The organism is Streptomyces sp. NPDC043870 (assembly GCF_056435785.1).
Map to the genome: position 1 here is coordinate 269,212 of NZ_JBWKDT010000005.1, position 25,209 is coordinate 294,420.

21 protein-coding genes are annotated in these 25,209 nt (G+C 71.0%); 12 read left to right on the forward strand and 9 right to left on the reverse strand.

Going from position 1 to position 25,209, the window contains the following annotated elements; translation table 11 throughout:
• From AC0699_RS09440 to AC0699_RS09490, 11 genes are all read left to right on the forward strand, one after another.
• Nucleotides 1-981 carry a carbohydrate ABC transporter permease gene (locus AC0699_RS09440; protein ID WP_478657687.1) on the forward strand — a complete coding sequence of 327 codons (981 nt, stop codon included), beginning with the start codon at nt 1-3 and terminating at the stop codon, nt 979-981.
• A gap of 6 nt (nt 982-987) precedes the next feature.
• The gene (locus AC0699_RS09445; protein ID WP_478657689.1) at nt 988-1,902 is read left to right on the forward strand and encodes a carbohydrate ABC transporter permease; all 915 of its coding nucleotides are present in this window, start codon (nt 988-990) and stop codon (nt 1,900-1,902) included.
• A 9-nt stretch (nt 1,903-1,911) separates the two neighbouring features.
• Nucleotides 1,912-3,219, forward strand: a complete 1,308-nt coding sequence (locus AC0699_RS09450; protein ID WP_478657692.1) for a 6-phospho-beta-glucosidase — start codon at nt 1,912-1,914, stop codon at nt 3,217-3,219.
• Nucleotides 3,210-4,241, forward strand: a complete 1,032-nt coding sequence (locus AC0699_RS09455) for an N-acetylglucosamine kinase (protein ID WP_478657694.1) — start codon at nt 3,210-3,212, stop codon at nt 4,239-4,241. Before AC0699_RS09450 ends, AC0699_RS09455 begins: the two co-directional genes overlap by 10 nt.
• Before the next feature lie 224 nt (nt 4,242-4,465).
• Nucleotides 4,466-5,917, forward strand: coding sequence for a hypothetical protein (locus AC0699_RS09460; RefSeq protein WP_478657697.1), 1,452 nt, complete (start codon nt 4,466-4,468; stop codon nt 5,915-5,917).
• A gap of 11 nt (nt 5,918-5,928) precedes the next feature.
• Nucleotides 5,929-7,074 carry a glutamate ABC transporter substrate-binding protein gene (locus AC0699_RS09465; protein WP_478657699.1) on the forward strand — a complete coding sequence of 382 codons (1,146 nt, stop codon included), beginning with the start codon at nt 5,929-5,931 and terminating at the stop codon, nt 7,072-7,074.
• Nucleotides 7,075-7,216: 142 nt separating this feature from the next.
• Nucleotides 7,217-8,503, forward strand: coding sequence for a hypothetical protein (locus AC0699_RS09470; RefSeq protein WP_478657702.1), 1,287 nt, complete (start codon nt 7,217-7,219; stop codon nt 8,501-8,503).
• Between the two features lie 197 nt (nt 8,504-8,700).
• Complete coding sequence (locus AC0699_RS09475) at nt 8,701-11,349, forward strand: serine/threonine-protein kinase (protein ID WP_478657950.1); 2,649 nt, start codon at nt 8,701-8,703, stop codon at nt 11,347-11,349.
• Between the two features lie 85 nt (nt 11,350-11,434).
• Nucleotides 11,435-12,820, forward strand: a complete 1,386-nt coding sequence (locus AC0699_RS09480) for a protein phosphatase 2C domain-containing protein (RefSeq protein WP_478657705.1) — start codon at nt 11,435-11,437, stop codon at nt 12,818-12,820.
• Between the two features lie 83 nt (nt 12,821-12,903).
• Nucleotides 12,904-14,262, forward strand: coding sequence for a vWA domain-containing protein (locus AC0699_RS09485; protein WP_478657708.1), 1,359 nt, complete (start codon nt 12,904-12,906; stop codon nt 14,260-14,262).
• Between the two features lie 80 nt (nt 14,263-14,342).
• On the forward strand, nt 14,343-15,623 hold the full coding sequence (locus AC0699_RS09490; RefSeq protein ID WP_478657710.1) for an FHA domain-containing protein: 1,281 nt from the start codon (nt 14,343-14,345) through the stop codon (nt 15,621-15,623).
• Nucleotides 15,624-15,722: 99 nt separating this feature from the next.
• Here the strand turns inward: AC0699_RS09490 and AC0699_RS09495 are convergent, their stop codons facing one another.
• Nucleotides 15,723-16,751 carry a methyltransferase domain-containing protein gene (locus tag AC0699_RS09495; protein ID WP_478657712.1) on the reverse strand — a complete coding sequence of 343 codons (1,029 nt, stop codon included), beginning with the start codon at nt 16,749-16,751 and terminating at the stop codon, nt 15,723-15,725.
• 97 nt (nt 16,752-16,848) lie between these two features.
• On the opposite strand from AC0699_RS09495, the gene AC0699_RS09500 reads away from it, so the two are divergent.
• A complete protein-coding gene (locus tag AC0699_RS09500) occupies nt 16,849-17,253 on the forward strand; it encodes a globin (RefSeq protein ID WP_478657714.1) in 405 nt (134 codons plus the stop codon).
• 97 nt (nt 17,254-17,350) lie between these two features.
• On the opposite strand, the gene AC0699_RS09505 is transcribed toward AC0699_RS09500, so the two are convergent.
• The 8 genes from AC0699_RS09505 to AC0699_RS09540 form a co-directional block, all read right to left on the reverse strand.
• Nucleotides 17,351-18,037, reverse strand: coding sequence for a DUF8010 domain-containing protein (locus tag AC0699_RS09505; protein WP_478657716.1), 687 nt, complete (start codon nt 18,035-18,037; stop codon nt 17,351-17,353).
• Nucleotides 18,034-18,474 (reverse strand): acyl-CoA thioesterase, encoded by a 441-nt coding sequence (locus AC0699_RS09510; RefSeq protein WP_469767693.1) that lies wholly within the window; start codon nt 18,472-18,474, stop codon nt 18,034-18,036. The genes AC0699_RS09505 and AC0699_RS09510 overlap by 4 nt, the downstream gene beginning before the upstream one ends.
• Nucleotides 18,475-18,476: 2 nt before the next feature.
• Complete coding sequence (gene ettA / locus AC0699_RS09515; RefSeq protein WP_469767692.1) at nt 18,477-20,141, reverse strand: energy-dependent translational throttle protein EttA; 1,665 nt, start codon at nt 20,139-20,141, stop codon at nt 18,477-18,479.
• 224 nt (nt 20,142-20,365) lie between these two features.
• A complete protein-coding gene (locus tag AC0699_RS09520; RefSeq protein WP_478657719.1) occupies nt 20,366-20,914 on the reverse strand; it encodes an LppU/SCO3897 family protein in 549 nt (182 codons plus the stop codon).
• Between the two features lie 112 nt (nt 20,915-21,026).
• Nucleotides 21,027-21,644, reverse strand: coding sequence for a hypothetical protein (locus tag AC0699_RS09525; RefSeq protein WP_478657722.1), 618 nt, complete (start codon nt 21,642-21,644; stop codon nt 21,027-21,029).
• A gap of 344 nt (nt 21,645-21,988) precedes the next feature.
• Nucleotides 21,989-22,537, reverse strand: a complete 549-nt coding sequence (locus tag AC0699_RS09530; protein WP_478657725.1) for a DUF1062 domain-containing protein — start codon at nt 22,535-22,537, stop codon at nt 21,989-21,991.
• 320 nt (nt 22,538-22,857) lie between these two features.
• Nucleotides 22,858-24,264: a Cys-Gln thioester bond-forming surface protein gene (locus tag AC0699_RS09535; protein ID WP_478657728.1), complete on the reverse strand. Its 1,407-nt coding sequence runs from the start codon at nt 24,262-24,264 to the stop codon at nt 22,858-22,860.
• A 212-nt stretch (nt 24,265-24,476) separates the two neighbouring features.
• On the reverse strand, nt 24,477-25,016 hold the full coding sequence (locus AC0699_RS09540; protein WP_478657731.1) for a single-stranded DNA-binding protein: 540 nt from the start codon (nt 25,014-25,016) through the stop codon (nt 24,477-24,479).
• Between the last annotated feature and the right edge of the window lie 193 nt (nt 25,017-25,209).

The window sequence follows — 25,209 nt, forward strand, 5'->3', positions numbered from 1 at the left end:
ATGGCCACCGCTCCTGTGTCACGGGGCCTGAGGGCGAAGCGCACACGCGGTGCCCCGCGTGCGAAGCGCGCCCGACAGACACTTCGGACCCTCGGCTTCCTCTCCCCCTGGCTGGTCGGGTTCAGCGTCTTCTTCGCGTACCCCCTGATCTCGACCGTCTACTTCTCCTTCATGGAGTACGACGGGTTCACCGCGCCCACCTGGGTGGGCCTGAAGAACTGGGCGTACGTCTTCCAGGACAACCCCTTCTTCTGGCCGTCCCTGCGCAACACGCTCTGGCTGGTGCTGGTGATGGTCACGCTGCGCGTCGTCTTCGGGCTCGGGATCGGGCTGCTGATCACCAAGATCAAGACCGCGGCCGGGCTCTTCCGCACCCTGTTCTATCTGCCCTATCTGGCGCCGCCGGTGGCAGCGACGATGTCGTTCGTCTTCCTGCTCAACCCGGGGACGGGACCGACGAACACGATCCTGGGCAAGCTCGGCCTCGGTGAGCCCGAATGGTTCAACAGCCCCGTCTGGTCGAAGCCGTCGCTCACCCTGCTCGCGCTGTGGTGCGTCGGCGACCTCATGGTCATCTTCATGGCGTCGCTGCTCGACGTGCCGAAGGAGCAGTACGAGGCGGCCGAGCTGGACGGCGCGAACGCCTTTCAGCGCTTCCGCTACGTGACGCTGCCCAACATCTCGCCGATCGTGCTGTTCGCGGTGATCACCGGGGTGATCGCCACGATGCAGTACTACACGGAGCCTCTGGTCGCCGCGAAGGTGGCGAGCGGTGTGATCGGCGGTTCCGGGCAGCACTTCGAACCCGGCTATCCCGACAAGTCCACGCTGACCGTTCCGCAGGTCGTCTACAACCTGGGCTTCCAGCGTTTCGACACCGGGGCGGCGAGTGTGGTGGCGCTGGTCCTGTTCGTCCTGGCCATGGTGTTCACCGTGTTCCTGATGCGCAGGCGCAGCGGCTTCATGGCGGCGGAGGACTGATCGACGATGACCCGGACGACACTCTCTCCCGCGCGTGCGGCCGTTGTGCCGGCGTCCACGGCGGCGAGCAGCACGGCGGCACGGCAGGCGGCGCGGCGCAGGGCGGCCCTGGAGTGGATCGCGGTCCATTCGCTCGCCGTCGCCGCGGCCCTGTTCTTCCTGCTGCCCTTCGTGTTCGTGTTCCTCACCTCGGTGATGAGCGACGACCAGGCGCTGACCCGCGATCTGTGGCCGCACAGCTGGGAGTGGAACAACTTCGCCGAGGTGTGGAACACGCCGGGGTTCCTGACCTGGTGGCGCAACACGCTGCTGTACGCGGGGCTCGGTACGGTGCTGGCCGTGGCGAGCAGTCTCCCGGTGGCGTACGCGCTCGCGAAGTTCCGCTTCCGCGGACGGAACGTGATGATGATGCTGGTGATCGCGGCGATGATGCTGCCGCCGCAGGTGATCATCGTTCCCATGTATCTCTTCTGGGCCAAGCAGCTGGACCTGGCGGGCACGCTGTGGCCGCTGATCATCCCGTTCGCGTTCGGCAACGCGTTCACGATCTTCCTGATGCGCCAGTTCCTGCTGACGATCCCCCGCGAGTACACCGAGGCAGCGAAGATCGACGGCTGCGGCGAGTTCCGCACGATGGTCAAGGTCGTCCTGCCGATGGCCAGGCCCGCGATCGCGGCGGCCGCGCTGTTCCACTTCTTCTACTGCTGGAACGACTACTTCGGACCGCAGATCTACGCATCGGAGAACCCGGCGGCGTGGACGCTGAGTTACGGCCTGGAGTCCTTCAAGGGCGCACACCACACGGACTGGAATCTGACGATGGCCGCGACCGTGCTGGTCATGGCCCCTGTGATCGTCGTCTTCTTCTTCGCCCAGAAGGCGTTCGTCGAAGGCGTCACACTGACCGGAGTGAAGGGCTGACAACACACCATGCTGCATTCCATCGGGGGACAAACCCCGAACCCCCGGCAGACAAAGATCGCAGTCGTGGGTGGCGGATCGACCTATACGCCTGAACTGATCGACGGCTTCGCCCGGTTGAGGGACACCCTCCCGATCAGTGAACTGGTCCTCGTCGACCCGGCGGCGGGCCGGCTGGAGCTGGTCGGCGGCCTGGCCCGGCGGATCTTCGCCAAGCAGGGCCACCCGGGGACCATCACGACCACCGACGACCTCGACGCGGGCGTGGCCGGCGCCGACGCCGTACTGCTGCAGCTGCGCGTCGGCGGGCAGGCCGCCCGGGAGCAGGACGAGACCTGGCCGCTGGAGTGCGGCTGCGTGGGGCAGGAGACGACGGGCGCCGGCGGGCTCGCCAAGGCGCTCCGCACGGTGCCGGTCGTCCTCGACATCGCCGAACGGGTGCGGCGCGCCGCCCCGGACGCCTGGATCATCGATTTCACCAACCCGGTGGGCATCGTGACGCGGGCCCTGCTCCAGGCGGGTCACAAGGCCGTCGGGCTGTGCAATGTGGCCATCGGCCTCCAGCGCAAGTTCGCAGGGCTCCTGGGTGTGACACCGGGCGATGTGCATCTGGAGCATGTGGGTCTCAACCACCTCACCTGGGAGACGGGTGTGCGGCTCGGCGGCCCCGAGGGGGAGAACGTCCTGCCGCGGCTCCTCGCCGAGCACGGCGACGCCATCGCCAACGACCTGAGGCTGCCGCGCGAGATCGTCGACCGGCTCGGCGTCGTCCCCTCGTACTACCTGCGCTACTTCTACGCGCACGACGCGGTCGTACGGGAGCTGCGGACCAAGCCGTCACGGGCGGCCGAGGTCGCCGCGATGGAGAAGCGACTGCTGGAGATGTACGGCGACCCGGCGCTCGACGAGAAGCCGGAGCTGCTCGCCAAGCGCGGCGGCGCCTTCTACTCGGAGGCAGCCGTCGATCTGGCCGCGTCGCTGCTCGGCGGGGGAGGCAGCCCGTTCCAGGTGGTGAACACGTACAACAACGGCACGCTGCCGTTCCTCCCCGACGACGCCGTCATCGAGGTGCAGGCCGCCGTCGGCACCGAGGGCGCCACGCCGCTCCCCGTTCCGGCCGTCGACCCGCTGTACGCGGGGCTGATCGCCAATGTCACGGCGTACGAGGACCTGGCGCTGGAGGCCGCGCTGCGCGGCGGCCGCGACCGGGTCTTCAAGGCGCTGCTGTCCCACCCGCTGACCGGCCAGTACGAGTACGCCGAGGCACTCACCGACCAGCTGATCGCACACAACCGGGAGCACCTTTCGTGGGCGTGAACGCATGGGGCCCGGCGGACCGGGAGCACGGGTCGAGGCCCCACGTCCTCGCGATCGACGCGGGCAACAGCAAGACCGATGTGGCGGTGGTCGGGGCCGACGGATCGGTGCTGGGAACGGGCCGCGGGGGCGGTTTCCAGCCGCCGGCCGTCGGCATCGAGAGGGCCGTCGGCGCGCTGGCCGACCCTGTGCGGCACGCGCTCGCGGAAGCCGGCGTGGGAGCCACCGCCCATGTCTCGGCCTGTCTCGCCAACGCCGATCTCCCGGTCGAGGAGCGGGAGTTGGCGACGGCGCTGCGGGCCCGCGACTGGGGCGACACCACGGAGGTGCGCAACGACACCTTCGCGATCCTGCGCGCCGGGGTCGACGAGCCCCGGGGCGTGGCCGTCGTGTGCGGCGCGGGCATCAACTGTGTCGGCATGCTGCCGGACGGCCGCACCGCCCGCTTCCCCGCGATCGGGAAGATCTCCGGGGACTGGGGCGGGGGCGCGGGGCTCGCGGAGGAGGCGCTGTGGTTCGCGGCGCGCGCGGAGGACGGGCGCGGCGAACCGACTGAGCTCGCGCGCACGCTGCCGGGGCACTTCGGGCTGCCGACGATGTACGCCCTGATCGAGGCGCTGCATCTGGGGCAGATCCCGGGGTCCCGCAAGCATGAACTGACCCCGGTCCTCTTCGCGACGAGCGCGGACGGCGACGGGGTGGCCCGCGCGATCGTCGACCGGCTCGCGGACGAGGTGGTCACTCTGTCGACGGTCGCGCTGGGCCGGCTCGGACTGCTGGACGAGGAGGCGCCGGTGGTGCTCGGCGGCAGCGTCCTCGCCGCCCGCCACCCGCAGCTCGACAACAGGATCACGGAACTGCTGGCCGCACGCGCCCCGAAGGCGACCGCGTCCGTGGTGACCTCCCCGCCCGTCCTGGGCGCGGCACTGCTCGGCCTGGACCGCCTCGGCGCCCCGGAACACGCGCACGCGAGGCTGCGGGCGCACTACGAGCAGCAGGGCGGGGCCGGCCTCGCGTCCTAACCCGAGGTAAGCCGAGGTGAATGGGAACCGATCCAGGCCGAGCGGCGTATTCATGGTGGGGGCGCGGGAAACAGGGGGCGGCATTGACGCAACAGGCGAGATAGCTCAAGATCCAGTCAATCCTGGGTGTGGATGTCCGCCCCTGCGGCCATACTTCTGGCCGGAAGCCGTCCCCCGACCCGCCGGGAGGCGGGACGTCGTCAGTGACCGAGGGGGAGGTCCACGTGACACACACGCCGAGCGCGGCAGGCCCGCCCGCGCCTCCGGTGCCGCAGGTCCCGGCGCAGCCGGGGCACTCGGGACCGCTGCCGGGCCCGGGGTCGCGGCCGTCGGGAGATCAGTCGGCGTCGCCTCCGGGGACTCCCGCGCGGCGCAGCGCCTGGGCGGAGACGACGGCGCGGTTGCGCGCCGCGGCGACGACGGAGCCGGGGCGGCTGCGGATCATCGGTGCCGTACTGGCCGTGCTCGTCGTGGCGTTCGGTGCCGTGACCGCCTTCGAGATCGCCGACCGCGCGTCCGCCGCGGACGACGTGGTGAGCCAGAGCCAGCCGCTGAGCGCCGACGCGGCGAGCATCTATCGCTCGCTGGCCGATGCCGACACAGCTGCGGCGAGCGGCTTCCTCACCGGTGCGCAGGAGCCCGCCGCGGTCCGGGAGCGCTATCGCAAGGACATCGCGAGCGCTTCACAGCTGCTGGTGAAGGCCGCTGCGAACACGGACAGTTCCAGCGAATCGGGCCGCTGGATAGCCACGCTCAACGAGCAGCTCCCCCGCTACACGGGCCTGGTCGAGCGCGCCCGTGCCAACAACCGCCAGGGTCTCCCCCTCGGCGGCGCCTATCTGCGGTACGCCAACCAGCAGATGACCACCGAGCTGCTCCCGGCCGCCCAGAAGCTGTACGACGCGGAGACGGCCCGTCTCGAGGACGACGACGGTGCCGCCCGGCTGTGGCCGTTCCTGTCGCTGGCCATCGGCGTGGTGGCGCTCGGCGGGCTGTTCTGGGCCCAGCGCCGCAACTACCACCGTACGAACCGGGTGTTCAACCACGGCCTCCTCGCGGCCACGGCGGCGTCCACGGTCGTCCTGCTGTGGCTGGGCGTCGGGCACACGGTCGCCAGGGCCGAGCTGAACAACGCCCGGGCGCACGGCCAGGAGTCCCTGAAGGTCCTCAACGACGCCCGGATCAACAGCCTGAAGGCCCGGGCCAATGAGAACCTGACGCTCGTCGCGCGGGGCGCCGTGCTCACCCCGGACGGCAAGAGCGACAAGTACGAGACGGACTACACGGCGGGCATGAGCAGGCTCCGTACCTCGCTCGGCCGCGCGGAGGGGCTCGCCGACGACGGCGAGGGCCGCGCCCCCGTCGAGGACGCCGTCTCGGCGGTGTCCGAGTGGAAGACCCGGCACAAGTCCGCCAGTGACACCGACAAGGCCGGTGACTACGAAGGAGCGCTGGCGAAGGTGATCGGCAGCAAGGACTCCACGGGGCAGTCCTTCGACCGGGTGGATGCCGCGCTGGAGAAGGCTCTGGCGCATGAGCAGGCCGAGTTCACGAAGTCGGCGGAGGACGGGCGGGGTGCGCTCACCGGTCTGCCGGTCGGCGCGGCGGTGCTGGCCGTGCTCGGCGCGCTGGGTGCGGTCCTGGGCATCGGCCGCAGGCTTTCGGAGTACCGGTGAGCGGGGGAGAGATGAGCGACGGGATGCCGCACAGGACTCCGGACACGGCACCGCACGGGGACATGGCCCCGGGCACGACACCGCAGGGGCACACGGCCGCGGGCGCGACAGCACCGGGGCACTTTGCCGCGGGCACGACACCGCTGGGCGGCCGGCCGCGCCGGCTCGCCCGCAGGCTCCGCGGCTGGGGCGGCGTCGCCGGGATGGCGACGGCCTGTGCGCTGACCGCCACGCTCACCCTGCTGCCGCTGTCGCACGGCGGCCCGTCCTCCGGTTCGGTGGCGGGCGCGAGTTCGGCCGCCGTGCTGCCCGAGAAGGCCGCCGACTGCGTCAGCCCGGAGTCCTCGCTGCGGCCCTCCTCCGCGGACGGCGCGGCGGTCGCCGAGATCAAGCAGCGCGGCAAGCTGATCGTCGGCGTCGACCAGAACAGCTACCGGTGGGGTTACCGCAGGGCGGACGGCAAGCTGGAGGGCTTCGACATCGATCTGGCCCGGGCGATCGCGGAGGACGTCCTCGGGGACCCCAACAAGATCATCTTCCGGGCGATCCCCACCAACCAGCGGATCGCGGCACTCAACAACGGCACGGTCGACATCGTCGTACGCACGATGACCATCAACTGCAGCCGCATCAAGCAGGTCGCCTTCTCCACCGCGTACTTCCAGACCGGGCAGCAGGTGCTCGCCCCCAAGGAATCCGCGATCACCGGCTACAACGCGACGCTGGCGGGCAAGAAGGTCTGCTCGGCCGAGGGCTCCACGGCCTTCGAGGCGCTGCAGAAGGAGTCCTACGGCGCGGTCTTCAAGGACGCGGACGACGGCGGCCCGGGCGACAAGGACCAGTTGACCGTCTCCAACCAGCTGGACTGCCTGGTCCGGCTCCAGCTCGGCGAGGTCGACGCGGTGGTGACGGACGCCGCCCTCGCGGCCGGCCAGGCGGCACAGGACCCGGCCGTCGAACTGAAAGGCGGCAAGCCTTTCACCACCGAGTACTACGGCGTGGCCGCCAAACTGGGCAAGAACGACCTCGTCCGCCGCGTCAACAAGGTGCTGGACGAGTACCGAAAGGGCCCGTGGACGCAGGCCTACACGAAGTGGCTGGAGGAGGACCTGCCCGGCATATCCGGCCCGCCGGCGCCGAAGTACCGGGACAATTGATCCTGTTGGAATGTGTACTGGGATGTCCGTCGGAGCCTCCGTCGGGGTCTCCGTCGGAATCTCACTCGGGATGACCGGCAGTGGTGGCAGAGCACGAGCGGAGAGGTGATCGATGGGCGTCGCGGGACCCCCCGGGCCGGTAATGGACCGGGACGAGGTGGACCGTGCGCTGGCGCGGCTCGGGGAGGAACACGAGGCGATCGAGACCTCGCTCCTCGCCCTGCAGGACCACGCGGGCCGCAGGCTCCTGGAGGGCGCGGAGCTGACGGGTGTCACCAAGGACCGCTGGGCCTCCGCCGAGCAGGCGATCACGCTGCTGTGGGGCTACTTCGACGCGTACACCGCGGCGCTGCACGGGGCGCGTGAGCTGAGGGCCCGGCGCCGCTGGCCGAACCGCGACGACCTGGTGGAGCTGACCGACCGGCTGCGCGGCCCCAGCGTCACCGTCGCCGGATCCGCCTCGCACTCCGCCCCGTCCATCACGGGCCCGGCCAAGCTCTCCGAGCGCTTCACGCTGGAGGGCCTGGTGAGCAGGATGAACACGCTGTATGCGCGCTCACTGGACATGGTCGTGGCCGCCGACACCGTCTGGTCCGCGCTGCCGGCCCGGATCGATCTGCTCTCCGCCGAGCTGCAGCGCACCCGCTCGCTGGCCCATTCGGTGGGCGTGCGGCCGGGTGAGCATCCGGCGGGCGACGACCTGGAGTCGATCACCCACGAGCTGTCCACGCTGCGCGCGCAGGTCGTGTCGGACCCGCTGGCGTTCTGGGCACCCGCGGCAGCCAGTTCGGCGCCCGGCGGGGGCCGTCCCGACACCGACCGCTACGACCGGGCGGCCCGCGCCCTCGAGGACGTACGCCGCGAGATCGAGGCGGTCCTCGCGGTGCGGCAGGACTCGGAGGAGCGGCTGATACGGCTGCGGGACGTGCTCTCGCGCGCGGACCGCACCCTCACCGAGGCGCGCGCCGCCCGCGGCGAGGTGCTGGCGAAGATCGCCGCCTCCGAGGTTCCGGCGGTCAGCGGCCCGCCGACGGTTCTGCAGGAACGGCTCGCCACGGCCGCCGAGTACCGCAGGCACGCCCAGTGGCACCGGCTCTCCCCGCTGCTGGAGTCCCTGGAGCGGGAGGCCGAGGACGAACTGCTGCGCGCGCGTGAGTCGTTGACGGCGGTGACCGCGCCGCTCGCCGTCCGCGCGGAGCTGCGTGGCCGCCTCGACGCGTACAAGGCGAAGGTCGCCCGCCACGGCATGGCGGAGGACCCGCTGCTGATCGAGCGGTACGACGCGGCCCGCCGGATGCTGTGGAGCGCGCCCTGTGATCTGCGCGCCGCGGAGCAGGCGGTGCTGCGCTACCAGCGGGCCGCGGCGGACGTCCTGGTCCCGCGGCAGTCGGGGCCCATGGACCGGAGAAGCTATGAGGGGGAACGGTGAGTGCGATGACCAAGTGCCGGCGTCCCGGCTGTGACGGCTCGTACGAGGACATGGGCGGCGGCGAGCTGTACTGCGGCACCTGCGGTCTCGCGCCCGAGGCCGAGCACGGCAGCGCACCGTCCTCACCTGCCACCGGTGGTGCGGGCGGGGTCGTTGCCGCCTGTCAGCGTCCCGGCTGTGACGGCTCGTACGAGGACATGGGCGGCGGCGAGCTGTACTGCGACACCTGCGGTCTGGCCCCCGTCGTGTCGGTGAACGGTTCGCTGTCGTCGCCGCCGACCGGGATCACGGGCGGCGGGAAGAGCGGCAACAGCGGTTCGGGCCGCGGCGGTTCGCGGTCCTCGTCCCGGTCGTCGTCCCGTTCCTCGCGCTCTTCGCGCTCCTCGACGTCGCGGCGGTCCGTTTCGGGCCGGCTGTCCCGTTCGCTGTCGGGCCGCAGCTCGGGCCGTTCGGTGTCGGTGCGCAGTTCGGGCTCGACGGCGTCCGGGTCCGGGCGCAACCGGCTGGGCGCGGGCCTGGTCGCGGTGCCGGACGTACCGCGTCCCGATCCGCGTTCGGCAGTCATGGAGAACCCTGAGGTCCCGGAGCGGAAGCGTTTCTGCAGCCGCAGCGACTGCGGGGCCCCGGTCGGGCGTGCACGCGGCGACCGCCCGGGCCGCACGGAGGGTTTCTGCACGAAGTGCGGCCACCCGTACTCGTTCGTGCCGAAGCTGCGTGCGGGCGACATCGTGCACGGGCAGTACGAAGTGATCGGCTGTCTGGCGCACGGCGGCCTCGGCTGGATCTATCTCGCGATCGACCGGGCCGTGTCCGACCGCTGGGTGGTCCTCAAGGGCCTCCTGGACACCGGCGACCAGGACGCCATGGCCGCGGCGATCTCGGAGCGCCGCTTCCTCGCGGAGATCGAGCACTCCAACATCGTCCGCATCTACAACTTCGTCGAACACCTCGATCAGCGGACCGGCTCCATGGACGGCTACATCGTCATGGAGTACGTCGGCGGCAAGTCCCTCAAGGAGATCGCCAACGGGCGGCGCGCCCCCGACGGGAAGCGGGACCCGCTGCCGGTCGAGCAGGCCTGCGCGTACGGGATCGAGGCGCTGGAGGCGCTCGGGCACCTGCACAGCCGCAACCTGCTGTACTGCGACTTCAAGGTCGACAACGCGATCCAGACCGAGGACCAGCTCAAGCTCATCGACATGGGCGCGGTGCGCAGGATGGACGACGACGAGTCGGCGATCTACGGCACCGTCGGCTACCAGGCTCCGGAGGTCGCGGAGGTGGGCCCGTCGGTCGCCTCGGACCTCTACACGGTGGCGCGCACGCTGGCGGTGCTCACGTTCGACTTCCAGGGGTACACGAACGTGTTCGTGGACTCCCTGCCGGAACCGGACCACATCGACGTGTTCCGGACGTACGAGTCGTTCTACCGGCTCCTGGTCCGCGCGACCGACCCGGACCCGGCGCGCCGCTTCGCCTCGGCACAGGAAATGGCGGACCAGCTCACCGGCGTGCTCCGGGAGGTCGTGGCCCTTCAGACGGGCCGCCCCCGCCCGTCTCTGTCCACGCTGTTCGGGACGGAGCTGCGGGTCACGGACACGGAGCTGTTCGCGGAACTGCAGGGCGAGGTCTCGGCACTGGGGGCGCGGACGGCCCCGGCGCGCGGCTTCCGCCGCCGCGGCGCCGCGGCGGTTCCGGCACCCGGCGCACCCGGCGCGCCCGGCATGACCGCCACGCCCGGCACGCCCGGTGGCGGGCAACTCGCCGCCGGACCAGGCGCGTATCCCCACGGCGGGGCCGGTGCGTCGGGCACCCCGGGCGCCGGAAGCCACGGGTTCGCGTACGCGCAGACGCAGGCCGCACTCCCCGCGCCCCGCACCGAGGTGCCGGCGGCCCAGTTGCCGCTCGGCGGGGAACCGCGTCTCGCCGGGCTCGACGCGCGGGCGACCGCGCTCGCGCTGCCCGTACCCCGGGTCGACCCGAACGATCCGAACGCGGGCTTCCTCGCAGGACTGCTGGCCGCCGCGCCCGCGGAGCTGATCGCCGCGCTGCACAGCGCCCCCGCGAGCTCCGTGGAGCTGCGCCTGCGCGAACTGCGCGCGCGGCTGGAAATGGGCGAGCTCATGTCCGCGACGACCTCGCTGGCCGATCTGGAGTCCCGGCACGCCGACGACTGGCGGGTCGTCTGGTACCGCGGCATCGCCGCGCTCGCGACCGGCGACGACGAGACGGCCGCGCTGTCCTTCGACGCGATCTACGACGCCTTCCCCGGCGAGGCCGCGCCCAAGCTCGCGCTCGGCGTCTGTGCCGAGGTGCTGGGCCAGTTGGACAACGCCGCGGAGTACTACCGCCTGGTGTGGGCGACGGATCCCAGCTATGTGAGCGCCGCGTTCGGCCTGGCCCGGGTGCAGCTCGCCGCCGGCGACCGCGTCGGAGCCGTCCGTACGCTGGAATCCGTGCCCGAGGCCTCGATCCACTACACGGCCGCACGCGTCGCGGCGGTCCGTGCCCGGCTGCGCCACCGCGCGGCGAACGAACCGCTGATCGACGATCTGACGGCCGCCGCCGACCAGGTCACCGCGTTGGACGGGCTCGGCCTGGACGCCGTGCGCCGTGAGCGGCTGTCCACGGAAGTCCTCGGGACGGCACTGGACTGGGTGCTTTCCGGCAGTCCCGGAGCACGACCGGCGAGCACGGGTCTGCTCGGCAGTGAACTGGACGAACGCGGCCTGCGCTTCGGTCTTGAGCGTTCGTTCCGGGTGCTCGCCCGGCTTGCCCGGCACGGCGAGGAGCGCATCGAACTCGTGGAGCGGGCCAACCGATTCCGCCCCCGGACGTGGGTGTGATGCTGTGCTGTCCCGGGGGCCGACCCCCGGCCCCCCGGACGCAGGACCGAGGCGCGCCCAGCATGTCAAGGCGAGGTGAAAGAAAGTGACGCCACAGATGCCCCAGCAGGCTGCTTGGTCGACGTGTCCCGGCTGCGAGGAGCCGCTGGAGTCCGGTGACCTGTTCTGCGGCGCGTGCGGGTACGACCTCTCAGTCGTACCCGAGCCGCCGCAGGACCACCCCACGATCGCGATCGGCTCCCCCGCCGGCCGTTCCCGTGCCGCCGGGACGGCCGACGCCGGCTCCGGCTCCGGCTCCGGGTCCGGGTCCGGCGTGCCCGGGCCGGTGCACCGGGCCGGTGAGCTGTCGGGCACGGATCAGGGCGGCCGCCAACTGCCCGAGCCCGCGGTCCGCTTCGACGCCCGTGCTGCGGACGGCCCCGCCCCCGCGCCGGGAGCTGCGGGCGCGACCACCGCCGGCTCCGGCGACTTCGAGCTGGCCGCGCCCGACCCTCGCGCCGCCGTACCCGCCGCACCCGCCGCGGAGCACACGCCCACGCCCCCGGCCGGCACCAAGCTCTGTGTGGCCTGCCGCGCGGGCCATGTCGACACCGACGGCTACTGCGAGAACTGCGGCCATGCCCAGCCTCGCGAGCGCGACCACATGGAGCAGGAGCTGGGTGCGGTCGCCGCGGTGAGCGACCGGGGTCTGCGCCATCACCGCAACGAGGACTCGTTCGCGGTGTCGTCGACGGCACTGCCCGACGGTTCCCCGGCCGTCATCGCGATCGTCTGCGACGGGGTGTCGTCGGCGACCCGCCCCGACGACGCCTCCGCCGCCGCCGCCAGTTCGGCCAACGAGTCGCTGCTGGAATCGCTGCCGCGCGGCACGCATCCGCAGCAGGCGATGCACGAGGCGATCCTCGCGGCCGCCTCCGCGGTCAACTCGCTGGCGGCCGAGCCGGGTCAGGCCATGGAGCACGATCCGCACCGCCATCAGAATTCGCCGGCGTGCACCCTCGTGGGCGCGGTCGTGGCCGCGGGTCTGCTGGTGGTGGGCTGGGTCGGGGACAGCCGGGCGTACTGGGTGCCCGATGACCGCAGCGGTCCGCCCGCCCGGCTCACCGAGGACGACTCATGGGCGGCGCAGATGGTCGCGGCGGGTCTGATGAGCGAGGCCGAGGCCTACGCGGACGAGCGCGCCCACGCCATCACCGGCTGGCTCGGCGCCGACGCGTACGAGCTGGAGCCGCACACCGCGTCGTTCAAGCCGGACCGGCCCGGTGTGGTCGTGGTCTGCACGGACGGCCTGTGGAACTACGCGGAGGCCGCGCAGGAGATGGCGCAGGTCCTGCCGCCCGATGCGGCGGCCCGCCCGCTGCACGGGGCGCAGGTGCTGGTCGGACACGCGCTGGACGGCGGCGGCCACGACAACGTAACGGTGGCCCTGCTCCCGTTCGCCGTACCGCAGCAAGGGGCAGGATCGGCCTGAACAAGGCTTGAGCCCCCTTCGCCCGTCCGGCACCCCCTTTGTCATTTCTGTCTGTTACGTGGAGCCTCAAGGAGCCAGATCAGATGGCGAACTTCTCGAAGTCGACCGTGCCGCAGTTCTCCGTCGAGGTGTACCAGAACGAGTTCCTGCCCGAGGGCGGGCGCGAAGTGAACGCGATCGTCACGGTCACTTCCACCGGCGGCGGCACGAGCCGTGGCGTCCCGCTGTCCGTGACCTCCGCCTCCCCTTCGTCCGTACCGGGGCAGCGGACGGACGCCGCCGTGGTGATCATGGTCGACTGTTCGGGCTCGATGGACTATCCGCCGACGAAGATGCGCAACGCGCGCGATGCCACCGCCGCGGCCATCGACACTCTGCGCGACGGCACGGCCTTCGCGGTGGTCGCGGGTACGCATGTGGCGGCGGAGGTCTACCCGGGCGGCGGCCGGCTGGCCACCGCCGACGCGTCAACCCGGGCGCAGGCCAAGGAGTCGCTGCGCAGACTGAGCGCGGGCGGCGGCACCGCGATCGGCACCTGGCTGCGACTGGCGGACCGGCTGCTGAACTCGGCCGATGTCGCCATTCGGCACGGCATCCTGCTCACCGACGGCCGCAACGAGCACGAGTCGCCGGAGGACCTACGGGCCGCCCTGGACGCGTGCGCGGGCCGGTTCACCTGTGACGCCCGCGGTGTGGGCACCGACTGGGAGGTCAAGGAGGTCACCGGCATCGCCTCGGCGCTGCTGGGTACCGCCGACATCGTCGCCGATCCGGCCGCCCTCGCAGCGGACTTCACGCAGATGATGGAGAACGCGATGGGCAAGGAGGTCGCGGATGTGGCACTGCGGCTGTGGACGCCCGTCGGTGCGGAGATCAAGTTCGTGAAGCAGGTGGCGCCGACGGTCGAGGAGCTGACCGGCCGGCGTACGGAGGCGGGCCCACGCGCCGGGGACTACCCCACCGGCTCGTGGGGCGACGAGTCCCGCGACTATCACGTCTGCGTACAGGTGCCGCACGCGGGCATCGGCCGGGAGATGCTGGCGGCCCGGGTGTCACTGGTCCTTCCCGACCCGGCGAGCGGTGCCCCGCAGACCCTGTCACAGGGTCTGGTCCGGGCGGTGTGGACGGACGACATGGCGGCCTCCACATCGATCAACCCGCAGGTCGCGCACTACACAGGACAGGCCGAACTGGCACAAGCCATCCAACAGGGGCTCGATGCGCGCAAGTCGGGAGACTTCGACGGGGCGACCGCGAAACTCGGCCGCGCGGTGCAGCTGGCGGCTGCTTCGGGGAACGAGGACACTGCGAAACTGCTTGCGAAGGTGGTGGACGTCGTCGACGCGGCGACGGGTACTGTGCGACTGAAGGCGAAGGTCGCGGAGGCGGACGAGATGACCCTCGAAACGCGCTCCACCAAGACAGTTCGCGTCAAGAAGTAAGTCAATAAGTGACGAGAAGCACCAACAAGTAGTACGTGTCCGGCACACCGGCCGGACGAAGGAGAGGGGGAAGCGCCGACATGCCCACCTGCCCGAACGGACACCAGTCGGGTTCCGACGACTGGTGCGAGGTCTGCGGCCATCGCATGGCCGGCGCGGGGGCTCCTGCGGGCGCGGTCCCGCCGCCTCCTCCTCCCCCGCCGCCGGCTCCCTCGCCGCCCATGCCGGGGTACGGATACCCGGGCCCCGGTGGCCCCGACGCCACGGCCCAGGCGGAGCTGTGCCCGCAGTGCCGTACGCCGCGCGAGGCGATGGCGCCGTTCTGCGAGGAGTGCCGCTGGAACTTCCTCACGAACACGGCGACGTCGTACACGCCCGTGGCCCCGCCCGGCAGGCCGGGTCCGGGTGGTCCTGGCGGTCCGGGTGGTCCTGGCGGTCCCGGTGGCCCTGGTGGTCAGGTGCCCGGTCTGAATCTGCCGCCCGGCTTCCAGGCCCAGCAGCAGCCGCCGCGCCCCCCGGACCCGTACGAGTACCAGGGCTCACGGCCCTCACAGATGAACCGGCCCGCCGAGCCCTTGACCGGCGAACCGTCGGGCCCGCGGCCCCCGCAGCCCGGGCCTCCGGCTCCTCCCGGGTTCCCGCAGCCGGGGCCTCCGGCTCCTCCCGGGTTCCCGCAGCCGGGGCCGCCCGCGCCGCCGGACTTCCCGCACCAGCCGGGACAGCCCGAGTTCGTCCAGCCCGGCCCGCCCGCACCGCCGCAGGCGTTCCAGCAGTCGGGTCCGGCCGCGCCGCCCGTCCAGCCCGGATTCCCGCAGGCCGTCCCGGCTCCGCCGCAGCAGCCTCAGCCCCCGCAGCCGCAAGGCGGCGGGGACGACTGGATGCTGCCGCCGCCTTCGCAGTCACAGGCACCACAGCCACCGGCGCCGCAGCAGCACATGCCGCAGCAGCAGACTCCTGCGGGATGGACGGCGCTCATCGCGCCCGACCGTGAGTACTTCATGGCGATGATGCAGCGCAGCGGTCCCGAGGCGACCGGACTGAATCTGCCCGCGTACTCCCCGGAGCAGCAGCTTCCGCTCTCCGGCAATCAGATCACCATCGGCCGCCGCCGGCACTCCACCGGCGAGTCCCCCGACATCGATCTGTCGGTCCCGCCGGAGGATCCGGGCGTCTCGCACCAGCACGCGGTCCTGGTCCAGCAGCCCGACGGCACCTGGGCCGTGGTCGACCAGAACTCCACGAACGGCACGACGGTCAACGGCGCCGAGGACCCGATCCAGCCCTACGTTCCCGTCCCGCTGAAGGACGGCGACCGGGTCCACGTGGGGGCCTGGACGACGATCACCATCCGCCGGGGCTGATCCGGCGGGACCGATCCGGAGCCGATCCGGAGCCGATCCGGAGCCGACCCGAAGCCGGTCCGAAGCCTGTCCGGTGAGCGTGGCCCGGCAGGGCTCCCCTCACCGGTCGGCGGGGCGGGGAGCGTCCAGGGGCCAGGCGTACGGCCCTTCGGCGTCGTCCAGCCATGCCCACTGACGACCCTCGCTGACCGTGACACCGAAGCGCTCCCGCTCCGGCCGCTGCTCGCGCTGCCAGAGCGAGAGCGCTTCGTGCGGATCGAGGCTGCCCTCGGTCAGGGTGAGCAGGAACCGGAACAGTTCGCTCTCGACCACCCGGCGCGGCAGCCCGCCGAGATGCGGGATGTGTGCGCGTACGGGCGCTCCGCCGCGCAGCGGGACGAAGTACGCGGCGGTGTGCAGGAAATGCCCCTCCGCGTGGTCCGCGTCGCGCACCCGCAGCAGGATCAGCCCGGTCGCGAGCGGGGCGAGGATCAGGGCACCCGGGCGGCACTGCGCCGGCCAGGCCGGCGGTACGGACGACAAGGTGCAGGTCGCGATGATCCGGTCGAAGGGCGCCCGCCCCGGGCAGCCGCGTACCCCGTCGCCGGTGATCACAGCGGGGTGGTACCCGGCCGCCGCGAGATGGCTCCGCGCGGACTCGGTGATCTCCGGGTCGAGATCGACGGTCGTCACGAGCGAGTCCCCGAGCCGGTGGCACAGCAGGGCCGCGTTGTAGCCGGTGCCGGCACCGATCTCCAGAACGCTGTGCCCGTCGCGTATCTCCAGCACGTCCAGCATCCGGGCCATGAGGGACGGCTGACTGCTGGACGTGACGAGTTCGCCGTCGCGCACCCGCGTGGCGAGCGGCCCGTCGGCGTACGCGCCCCGCAGCCAGCGCTCGCGCCGGTCGGGGGCGGAGTCGCCGGACCACAGCCTCTCGTACCCGGCGAAGGTGGACACGTAGTAGTACGGCACGAACAGATGCCGGGGCACTTCCTCGAAGGCCGCCCGCCAGGCCGGATCGTCGAGCGCGCCGGTCGCGGCGATCCGCCGCACCAGCGCCCGCCGCACCTCGGCGGCGGCAGCGGCATGCGGATCGTGCGCGTCAGGCGGCTCATGAGCCGCTTGCGCGTCCCGTTGTGCACCCATACACCCACTTTCCTGCGTGCCCGCGCGGGAGGCGAGCACTTCCGGGAAGAGTCCTAGGGCCCGGGTCCTCGGCCGGTCCGTCTGAGACCATGTACCGGTGAACGAGATTCCACGGGGCACACTTCAGGAGCAGACCTTCTACGAGCAGGTCGGCGGCGAGGAGACCTTCCGCCGTCTGGTGCGGCGTTTCTACGAGGGCGTCGCCGAGGACCCGCTGCTGCGTCCGATGTACCCCGAGGAGGATCTGGGCCCCGCCGAGGAGCGGCTCGCGCTCTTCCTGATGCAGTACTGGGGCGGCCCCCGCACCTACAGCGACCATCGCGGCCACCCCCGGCTGCGGATGCGGCATGCGCCCTTCACCGTCGACAAGGCCGCGCACGACGCCTGGCTGAAGCACATGAGGGCCGCGGTCGACGAGCTCGGGCTCTCGGAAGAGCACGAGCGGCAGCTCTGGAACTACCTCACATACGCGGCCGCATCGATGGTGAACACCGCGGGCTGACCGCGCCTGCCACCCCCGCCCCGCACTCAGGGTCACCACGCGCTCACTTCAGGACGCCCGGAGTTCGTCTGCCCGCTGCGACGGAGACCGAGCGGGGTCAGGCGTGGGTGACGGGGTGCGCGGGGGTGACGGTCAGCCCGCCGAGCCCGGCCTTGCGTACGGCGATCGACCCGAAGGGCGTACGCAGCCGGAGCCAGCCGCCCGCGGCGAACAGTGCCGCGCCGGGAGCGTCCTGTGGCGTCGGGCGCAGAAAGCCCAGGGACTGGGCGGCGTGCACGGCCCGCAGCGGCAGGTCCGTGTCGCCCAGCGTGCGGGACCAGATCTCGCGGCCGATCCGGTCGCGCTCGGCGCGGCTGCGCCGCTCCTCGGGCAACGCCTCGTCCCGGGAACGGAATTCGGCGACCGCGGCGGCCACCGCACCCCGCATCTGCCCGACGCCTGGCAGTCCCGGCAGCTCCCGCCAGCCGCCGCGAGGGGGCAGCATGCCCGCCCACGGCGGTCCGGTGACGGCAGCGGGCACGGCAAGTGCCGAGCCCTCGACGGATTCCAGCAGCTCTCCCGCCGAGACGGTGGCATCCAGCTCGGCGGGCTCCGCGAGCCTGGCCGTACGGATCGCGAGGACCTCGAACGACGGCGGCCGGCCGAACACGGCGAGTGCGCCCCCGCCCGCCTGCAGCCGGACCGCGGCGGCCCGGTCGTAGTGGATCAGCCGGCCGAGGAAGGCGGCGAGATCCGCCGCCTCCCTCGCGTCGGCGAACCGCAGGGTCTGCACAGGCGCTGTCATGCCGCGAGCGCGTCCTTCACACCCTCGTCCAGGTACTCCCGGAGGAAGGACTTCTCTTCCGCGCTGATGCGGCGCGGACGCGCCTCCGCCAGGTCATAGGGCACGACGACGGTCGAGGCCCGGACATACACCTGGGCCGGGCCCTCGGCGTCCTTCACCTCGTACGCGATCGTCAGCGACGCCGCGCCGATCTTCGTCACCCATGACTCGACGATCACCGGCTCGTGCCGGTGCACCAGCGGACGTACGTAGTCGATCTCGTGGCGGGCCACGACGGACCCTCCGGAGAACGACGGAGAACCGTCCCCCGGCGCCAGCCGGAACATGAAGTCGATGCGGGCCTCTTCCAGATAGCGGAGGAAGACCACATTGTTGACGTGCCCGAAGGCATCCATGTCCGACCAGCGCAGCGGGCAGCGGTAGATGTGGCGTGCCAAGATCAGCCCCGGGTGAGCTTCTTGTAGGTGGCACGGTGCGGACGGGCCGCGTCCGGGCCGAGCCGCTCCACCTTGTTCTTCTCGTACGACTCGAAGTTGCCCTCGAACCAGAACCACTTGGAGTTGCCCTCGTACGCCAGGATGTGCGTGGCGACCCGGTCCAGGAACCAGCGGTCGTGGGAGACGACCACGGCACAGCCGGGGAACTCGAGCAGCGCGTTCTCCAGGGAGGACAGCGTCTCGACGTCGAGGTCGTTGGTCGGCTCGTCGAGGAGCAGCAGGTTGCCGCCCTGCTTGAGGGTGAGCGCCAGGTTGAGGCGGTTGCGCTCACCACCGGAGAGGACCCCGGCGGGCTTCTGCTGGTCCGGCCCCTTGAAGCCGAACGCCGACACATAGGCGCGCGACGGCATCTCGACCTGGCCGACGTTGATGTAGTCCAGCTCGTCGGAGACGACGGCCCACAGCGTCTTCTTCGGGTCGATGTTCTCGCGGCTCTGGTCGACGTACGAGATCCTGACGGTCTCGCCGACCTTGATCTTGCCGGAGTCGGGCTCCTCGATGCCCTGGAGCATCTTGAACAGCGTGGTCTTGCCGGCGCCGTTCGGACCGATGATTCCGACGATGCCGTTGCGCGGCAGGGTGAAGGAGAGGTCGTCGATGAGGACCTTCTCGCCGAAGGCCTTGTTGAGGTTCTCGACCTCGACGACGACGCTGCCCAGACGCGGGCCCGGCGGGATCTGGATCTCCTCGAAGTCCAGCTTCCGCATCTTGTCGGCCTCGGCCGCCATCTCCTCGTAGCGGGCCAGACGGGCCTTGGACTTGGCCTGGCGCCCCTTGGCGTTGGAGCGGACCCACTCGAGCTCTTCCTTGAGCCGCTTCTGGCGCTTGGCGTCCTTCTGGCCCTCGACCTTCAGACGCGAGGCCTTGTTCTCCAGGTACGTGGAGTAGTTGCCCTCGTACGGGTGGGCGCGGCCGCGGTCGAGCTCCAGGATCCACTGGGCCACGTTGTCGAGGAAGTACCGGTCGTGGGTGACGGCGACGACGGTGCCGGGGTACTTGGCGAGGTGCTGCTCCAGCCACTGCACCGACTCGGCGTCCAGGTGGTTGGTGGGCTCGTCGAGGAGGAGCAGGTCGGGCGCCTCCAGCAGCAGCTTGCAGAGCGCGACGCGGCGCCGCTCACCACCGGAGAGGTTGGTGACCGGCCAGTCACCGGGCGGGCAGCCCAGGGCGTCCATGGCCTGCTCGAGCTGCGTGTCCAGGTCCCACGCGTTGGCGTGGTCGAGGTCCTCCTGGAGCTTGCCCATCTCCTCCATCAGCGCGTCGGAGTAGTCGGTCGCCATCAGCTCGGCGACCTCGTTGAAGCGGTGGAGCTTGCCCATGATCTCGGCCGCGCCGTCCTGGACGTTCTGCAGGACGGTCTTGGACTCGTCGAGCGGCGGCTCCTGGAGGAGCATGCCGACGGTGTAGCCGGGCGAGAGGAAGGCATCGCCGTTGGAGGGCTGCTCCAGACCAGCCATGATCTTCAGCACAGTGGACTTACCGGCGCCGTTCGGGCCGACCACACCGATCTTCGCACCAGGCAGGAAGCTCAGCGTGACGTCGTCAAGGATCACCTTGTCGCCGTGCGCCTTGCGCGTCTTGCGCATGGTGTAGATGTACTCAGCCAAGAGAAACCGTCCGGCAATCAGTGAGTGGGCAGATACACCCCATCTTGCCTGACCGCCACCCCCAGGCGGAAACCAGTACCTCGGGGCCCCGCTGACCTGCGACTTCCCGGGTCACCCTGGTAGCCGACCCGTCACTGTCGGTCCCCACCGGTCACCTCTGAGCCCCACTGAGCCCCCAGAGAGAAGCCCCGGGCGGCTCTGGCCCGGGGCGCTCGCGTCCTCGGCTACTTCTTCTTGAGCTCGTCGAGGCAGAGCACGAACTGCTTGCCCGAACTGCGCCGCCCACCGCGGGTCTGCTCGAGGTAGCCGACGTCCGCCTTGCCCTCGCACTTGGTGGTGTCCAGCGTGTCGGGGATCACCTCGACCACCTTGTACATGGCCTCGGTGCCACCACAATCCACCACCTCCAGGTCAGGAGACGCCGTGGACCCGCTGTTCTTGAGGCAGTCCCCGGCCTCCGCGTGGTCGGCATCGTCCTGGCTCGCGAAGTAGGCCACCACGATGATGATGAGGGCGACCACGATGCCGATGCCCTTGAGGATCTTCATGATGCCTATGCCCCCGCTCCGGGACGGCGGCGAGGGCTGCGGCGGCGCGGTCCACTGCTGCTGTTGAGGCGGCGGCTGCATCTGCATGTGCTGCTGGGGCGGGTACGGCTGCTGCTGTTGCGGGTACCCGTACCCCGGCTGGGGCGGGTATCCCTGCGGTGGCTGCTGTGCGTACGGGCCGGGCTGACCGTACGGGCCAGGGCCTTGCTGCGGCGGAAAGGTCATGTGGAGTCCCCCGTGAGCGCGTGTGATGTGCGTCTTTTGACGCGAGCACGCTATAGCAACCGACCACCACCCCCTAAATGCGGGAGCATTGCGGCAGCGAGAGCCCAACTCCTCAGCGACGCTTCCCGATGACGTAGGCGAGGCCCCAGGCCGCTGCGGCGGCGACCGCGAGACCGAGCAGGGAGAGCCACTCGGTGTCGCTCTGGCTGCCCCACCAGGCCTTGGCCGGAATGAAGGGGTCGGCCTCCATCATGTCCCCGATGGCGGGGACCCCTTGGCTGTCGGCGATGATGAGCGGAATGGCGTTGGTGTAGCCGAAGAAGGCACCGAGCGGGGCGATGACGGCCCCGCTGATCTGGGCGCCGGTGCTGCGGCGGCCCACCATGCCGATCAACGCGCCCACCGCCGCTCCGTTGAGGAGGCCGTGAAGCACGTAGAGGGTCTGCGCCGTATCGGCCGACTGTTCCTTGTAGGTGGCCACCGTGAGGCCGCTGTAGATCACCGAGACGACGACCGAGGCGAGGAGCCCGAGGAAGAAGGCGCCGACGGGGTGGCCGCGCCTCGGCTGCTGCCCGAAGGGCGCGGGGTGCGCGGGGTAGGGCAGGCCGGGCTGCATCTGCGGCTGCTGCTGCCAGGGCTGCATCGGCGGTTGCGCGGGGGGCATCGGTGGCTGGCCGGGCTGCTGGCTGTACGGGTTGTACTGCGGCGACTGGAACTGAGGCTGGCTCATTGATCCCCCGTTGAGCAAAGAAGGCAGGAGGAGCAAAGCTATCAACGAGCGATCGGCCTTCTTCACGCATGGGGGTGACGATGCAGGCCAGTTGAGGCCCGGTGGCGTGGGATCCGGCGGAGCGCCGGACACCCCCGCCCCCGTCAGCACACTGTGTGCACGGTCGAAGGGACCGGCCGCGGTGGCGGCTGCTGAGCGAGATGGACACGGGCGCCCGCAGGACGCACGCGACGGGCTCAACTCGCTCTGGTTCAACGCCGGCCGTGTCAACAACGCTGCGGGTCGATACAACCAGGGCCTGTCCGGCGGACCTTGCCGGACAGGCCCCTGGTCCCGGGGAGGGCTCAGCGCTTGAGCGTGAAGGTGAAATCGCCGGAGAGCTTGCCGCTCAGCGGGACTGCCGAAACGAGATTCCCCTCCGTGATCAGCCTCTCGACCTCGGCTCGCGAAAGACCGCAACCTTCAGCGATCAGTCGCACCGGCCGGACAGGGATCCGCGCCGCGAAGCGCACCGAGACGTCGATCACCTCGCGGTCCAGGTGATCCGATCCGCCGGTGTCGAGGCGCCAGGCGTTGTCCCAGTCGAGGGCGATGCGATTACGGCGCCGCACGACCGGATCCTGGAGCAGCTCAGCTGTCAGGCCAAGGTCGTTGTCATGCAGCTGGTCCAGCAGCTCAGGTCGTACGGAGCGCACATTCATCCGCTCCAGGACCGTGAGCTTTGCAGTTTCCCCGCAAGCGGTGCAGAGCGCGAGGAGCCAGGCGTCGATGAGCTTGTGGTTTGCGTTGACGCGAAATTTACCGCTTGCCCGGAAGCGCTCGGACGCGCACGCGTGGCAACGGCGGAGAACGAGCGGCAGGCAGGTGGGCACGACCACCCAGTTTTCGAGCACAGAAGTACACCGGTTTCAGTGAGAAGTCCGCAGCAAAAAGCAGCGCGGCGCACATGTGCGACGCGCGACGAATCAGCGCTCGGGAGGTCTCACAGGGTGTACAACGGCACTTCCTTGCCTGGACGACGTGGTTCGGCAGCACGGTAAAGGCGCACAGCGGCGCTGCTCCACTGGTTTTCGAGCGCCTCACCGCCAGGTTCTGTCCGGCAGATCACGGACGGAGCCATAGCCGGATCGCGGCGACGCCGACGGCCCCGGTGCCGGCAGGCGATCCCGGGGCCGTCGGCTGCGCACTGTCACCAGCGCTCACCGTTCGTCGCTCACTCGTCGGTGGAGGGTGCCTTCTTCTTGCGTACGAAGAGGACGGCGGCGCCGCCGACGAGGACGAGAGCGATCGCGATGCCCGCGATCACCGGGGTGGCGTTGGAGGCACCGGTCGCGGCGAGGTTCTCGTCGATGCCTGCCGAGGTACCGCCGGCCGAGGCCGGGCTGGGCTGCGAGGACGGCTCCTCGATGACCGGTCCCGCGCTGCCGGTGGTCTTGCAGTCCAGCACACCCTTGAAGTTCTTCGAGAACCCGCCGGGGCCGGTGATCGTGAAGTCGTACGCCTGGTCCTCGGGGACCGGGACCGTGACGGTCCGGGACTCACCAGCGGCAATGGAGTGCTTGAAGCCCATCAGCTCGAAGGTGAACGCCTCGTCGCCCTTGTTGGTGGCGGTGATGTCGATGCCGCCCTCGGCGCAGTTCTTCTCCGCGGAGAGCGCCGGGATCGGGCCGCTCTTGGCCCAGGTGGCGGACGCGGTCGCGGAGACCGTGGACTGGCTGGACCCGGCGAGGATCTGGGTCTGGCTCTTGGTCACCCCGGCGAACGCCCGGCCGACTGGCACGGAGGTGGTCGCCTGTACGCCGAGCCCGGCCGAACCGTCGGGAGTCCCGGAAGGTACGTCGAAGTACAGCCGGCTGCCGTTGACCGCGGTCGTGACGGGCTTCCCCGCCTGGTCCGTCACCTTGACCCCGCTGGCGGCGGAGTCGGCGGGCGGGGTCACCGTCACACGGTCGGCGTCGGTACGGACCGTGACGGGCCCCAGCCGGCCACCGGCCTTCCCGGAGACGGCGTTCGGTTCCAGGCTCAGCGAGGCACGGGGCTCCTCGACGTTCTGTGCCTTCTTCTCCAGCCAGTCGGCGAGCTTCTCGGCCGCCGGGTCGAGCGCCTCGACCTCGGCGCCGTCCGAGTAGCGCCAGATCGCCACCTGGGTGCCGGCCGCGGCGGTCCGCTCGCTGAGCGGCCCGGTCCCGGCCCGCTCGGCGAGCCCCATGAGGTCGTCGACCTGGGGGTAGGAGTGCTGCAGGATCCAGCGGATCCTGCCCGCGTCCTTGTTGGCGCCGAGCGAGGTCTGGTCCCAGGGGGTCTCCAGGTACTTGGCCTGCTCCTGGGTGGGGTTGTGGAGGTCGATGCAGTACGTCTTGAGCTTGCCGCCGCCGTCGACGGTCATCTCGAACAGACCGGCGGGCAGTTCGTGCTCCTGGCCACCGTCGCGCAGCACGGCGCGGTCGAAGGTGGTCAGGCCGTCGAGGGTGGCGGACGCGCCGCCCTGGTGCTGGGGGGTCTCGTCGGCGACCGCCGGCCCCGCGGTGGCTATGGCTCCCGCCGCGAACAAGCCCGACGCCAGAGCCGCCACGGCAAGCCGGGCGGCTCCACGCCCACGTACAGAGAACGCAGAAAACACAGAATTCCCCTCCGGGCGAGGCGGTTTCGCGTGGGATGCGTGGGGGGAGTGCCTCGCCTGCAAACTCAAGTGCCCCGTGAGTACTGGGGAATCCTAGGGACGCGGCGCGACGTGATCCCCCGTCATGCCGTCAGATAACCATTCCGAATCAGAATTGTTATCGCGGCTCACGCGTCCCCCGTTCAGTATCGACAAATCTCCACAACCGCAGGTCAGGGAGCGGCGGCGGGGACCACGTCCGCGGGGGTTGCGGGGGCGCGGTCGTCCGGGCCCGGCGGGTCGGGCGAGCCGGTGGCCGGGTCGCTTGGCGCAGCCCGCCCGGACGCTTCGGCCGCGTCAGGCACGCCGGGCACGCCGGGCCCATCCGGCGCACGGCCCGTCAGGTGTACGTCTCCCCTCGTCACTCGCCGGAACGCGGACGTGCCACGGGTCATGTCGTGCCCGACGGCCATCGCATCGATGTCGACGGACGTCCTGCGCTGTCCTTCCCGCTCCTCCTGCCGCACCCTCAAGCGGCCGTGCACCACGAGTGGTTCACCGACGGCGACCGACGCCGCGAGATTCAAGCCCAGCGTCCGCCACGCCCACACCGTGTAGAAGCTGGTGGGCCCGTCCGCCCACAACTCCCGCTGCCGGTCCCAGCGGCGGGAGGTCACGGCGAACCGGAACCGCGCCCATCCCCCGGTCGCCGATTCCCGGTACTCCACGGCGGTCGCGACATTGCCCACCAGCGTCACCAAGGTCTCGTTCATGACGGATCCCCTCCCGCTTCCCGCTTTCCACACTCCGGCCGTTGCCCTGACTGATCTCATGCTGAGCCTGCGGGCCGATTTCCGTCGCCGCCTGTGGAAGCGCGTGCGCATGTGGAAAACCCCGCCACCCTCGCGGGTGGCGGGGCACTCCCGGAGACGTCCAGGAGGGATGCACGGGCCGCGTCCGGGCGTC

What these genes read in the sequence shown, in the direction of transcription:
- AC0699_RS09490 (WP_478657710.1), top strand. Translation starts at nt 14,343, where the DNA reads ATGCCCACCTGCCCGAACGGACACCAGTCGGGTTCCGACGACTGGTGC.
- AC0699_RS09495 (WP_478657712.1), bottom strand. Translation starts at nt 16,751, where the DNA reads ATGGGTGCACAACGGGACGCGCAAGCGGCTCATGAGCCGCCTGACGCG.
- AC0699_RS09475 (WP_478657950.1), top strand. Translation starts at nt 8,701, where the DNA reads ATGGGCGGCGGCGAGCTGTACTGCGACACCTGCGGTCTGGCCCCCGTC.
- AC0699_RS09505 (WP_478657716.1), bottom strand. Translation starts at nt 18,037, where the DNA reads ATGACAGCGCCTGTGCAGACCCTGCGGTTCGCCGACGCGAGGGAGGCG.
- AC0699_RS09440 (WP_478657687.1), top strand. Translation starts at nt 1, where the DNA reads ATGGCCACCGCTCCTGTGTCACGGGGCCTGAGGGCGAAGCGCACACGC.
- AC0699_RS09445 (WP_478657689.1), top strand. Translation starts at nt 988, where the DNA reads ATGACCCGGACGACACTCTCTCCCGCGCGTGCGGCCGTTGTGCCGGCG.
- AC0699_RS09525 (WP_478657722.1), bottom strand. Translation starts at nt 21,644, where the DNA reads ATGAGCCAGCCTCAGTTCCAGTCGCCGCAGTACAACCCGTACAGCCAG.
- AC0699_RS09520 (WP_478657719.1), bottom strand. Translation starts at nt 20,914, where the DNA reads ATGACCTTTCCGCCGCAGCAAGGCCCTGGCCCGTACGGTCAGCCCGGC.
- AC0699_RS09465 (WP_478657699.1), top strand. Translation starts at nt 5,929, where the DNA reads ATGAGCGACGGGATGCCGCACAGGACTCCGGACACGGCACCGCACGGG.
- AC0699_RS09470 (WP_478657702.1), top strand. Translation starts at nt 7,217, where the DNA reads ATGGACCGGGACGAGGTGGACCGTGCGCTGGCGCGGCTCGGGGAGGAA.
- AC0699_RS09540 (WP_478657731.1), bottom strand. Translation starts at nt 25,016, where the DNA reads ATGAACGAGACCTTGGTGACGCTGGTGGGCAATGTCGCGACCGCCGTG.
- AC0699_RS09485 (WP_478657708.1), top strand. Translation starts at nt 12,904, where the DNA reads ATGGCGAACTTCTCGAAGTCGACCGTGCCGCAGTTCTCCGTCGAGGTG.
- AC0699_RS09450 (WP_478657692.1), top strand. Translation starts at nt 1,912, where the DNA reads ATGCTGCATTCCATCGGGGGACAAACCCCGAACCCCCGGCAGACAAAG.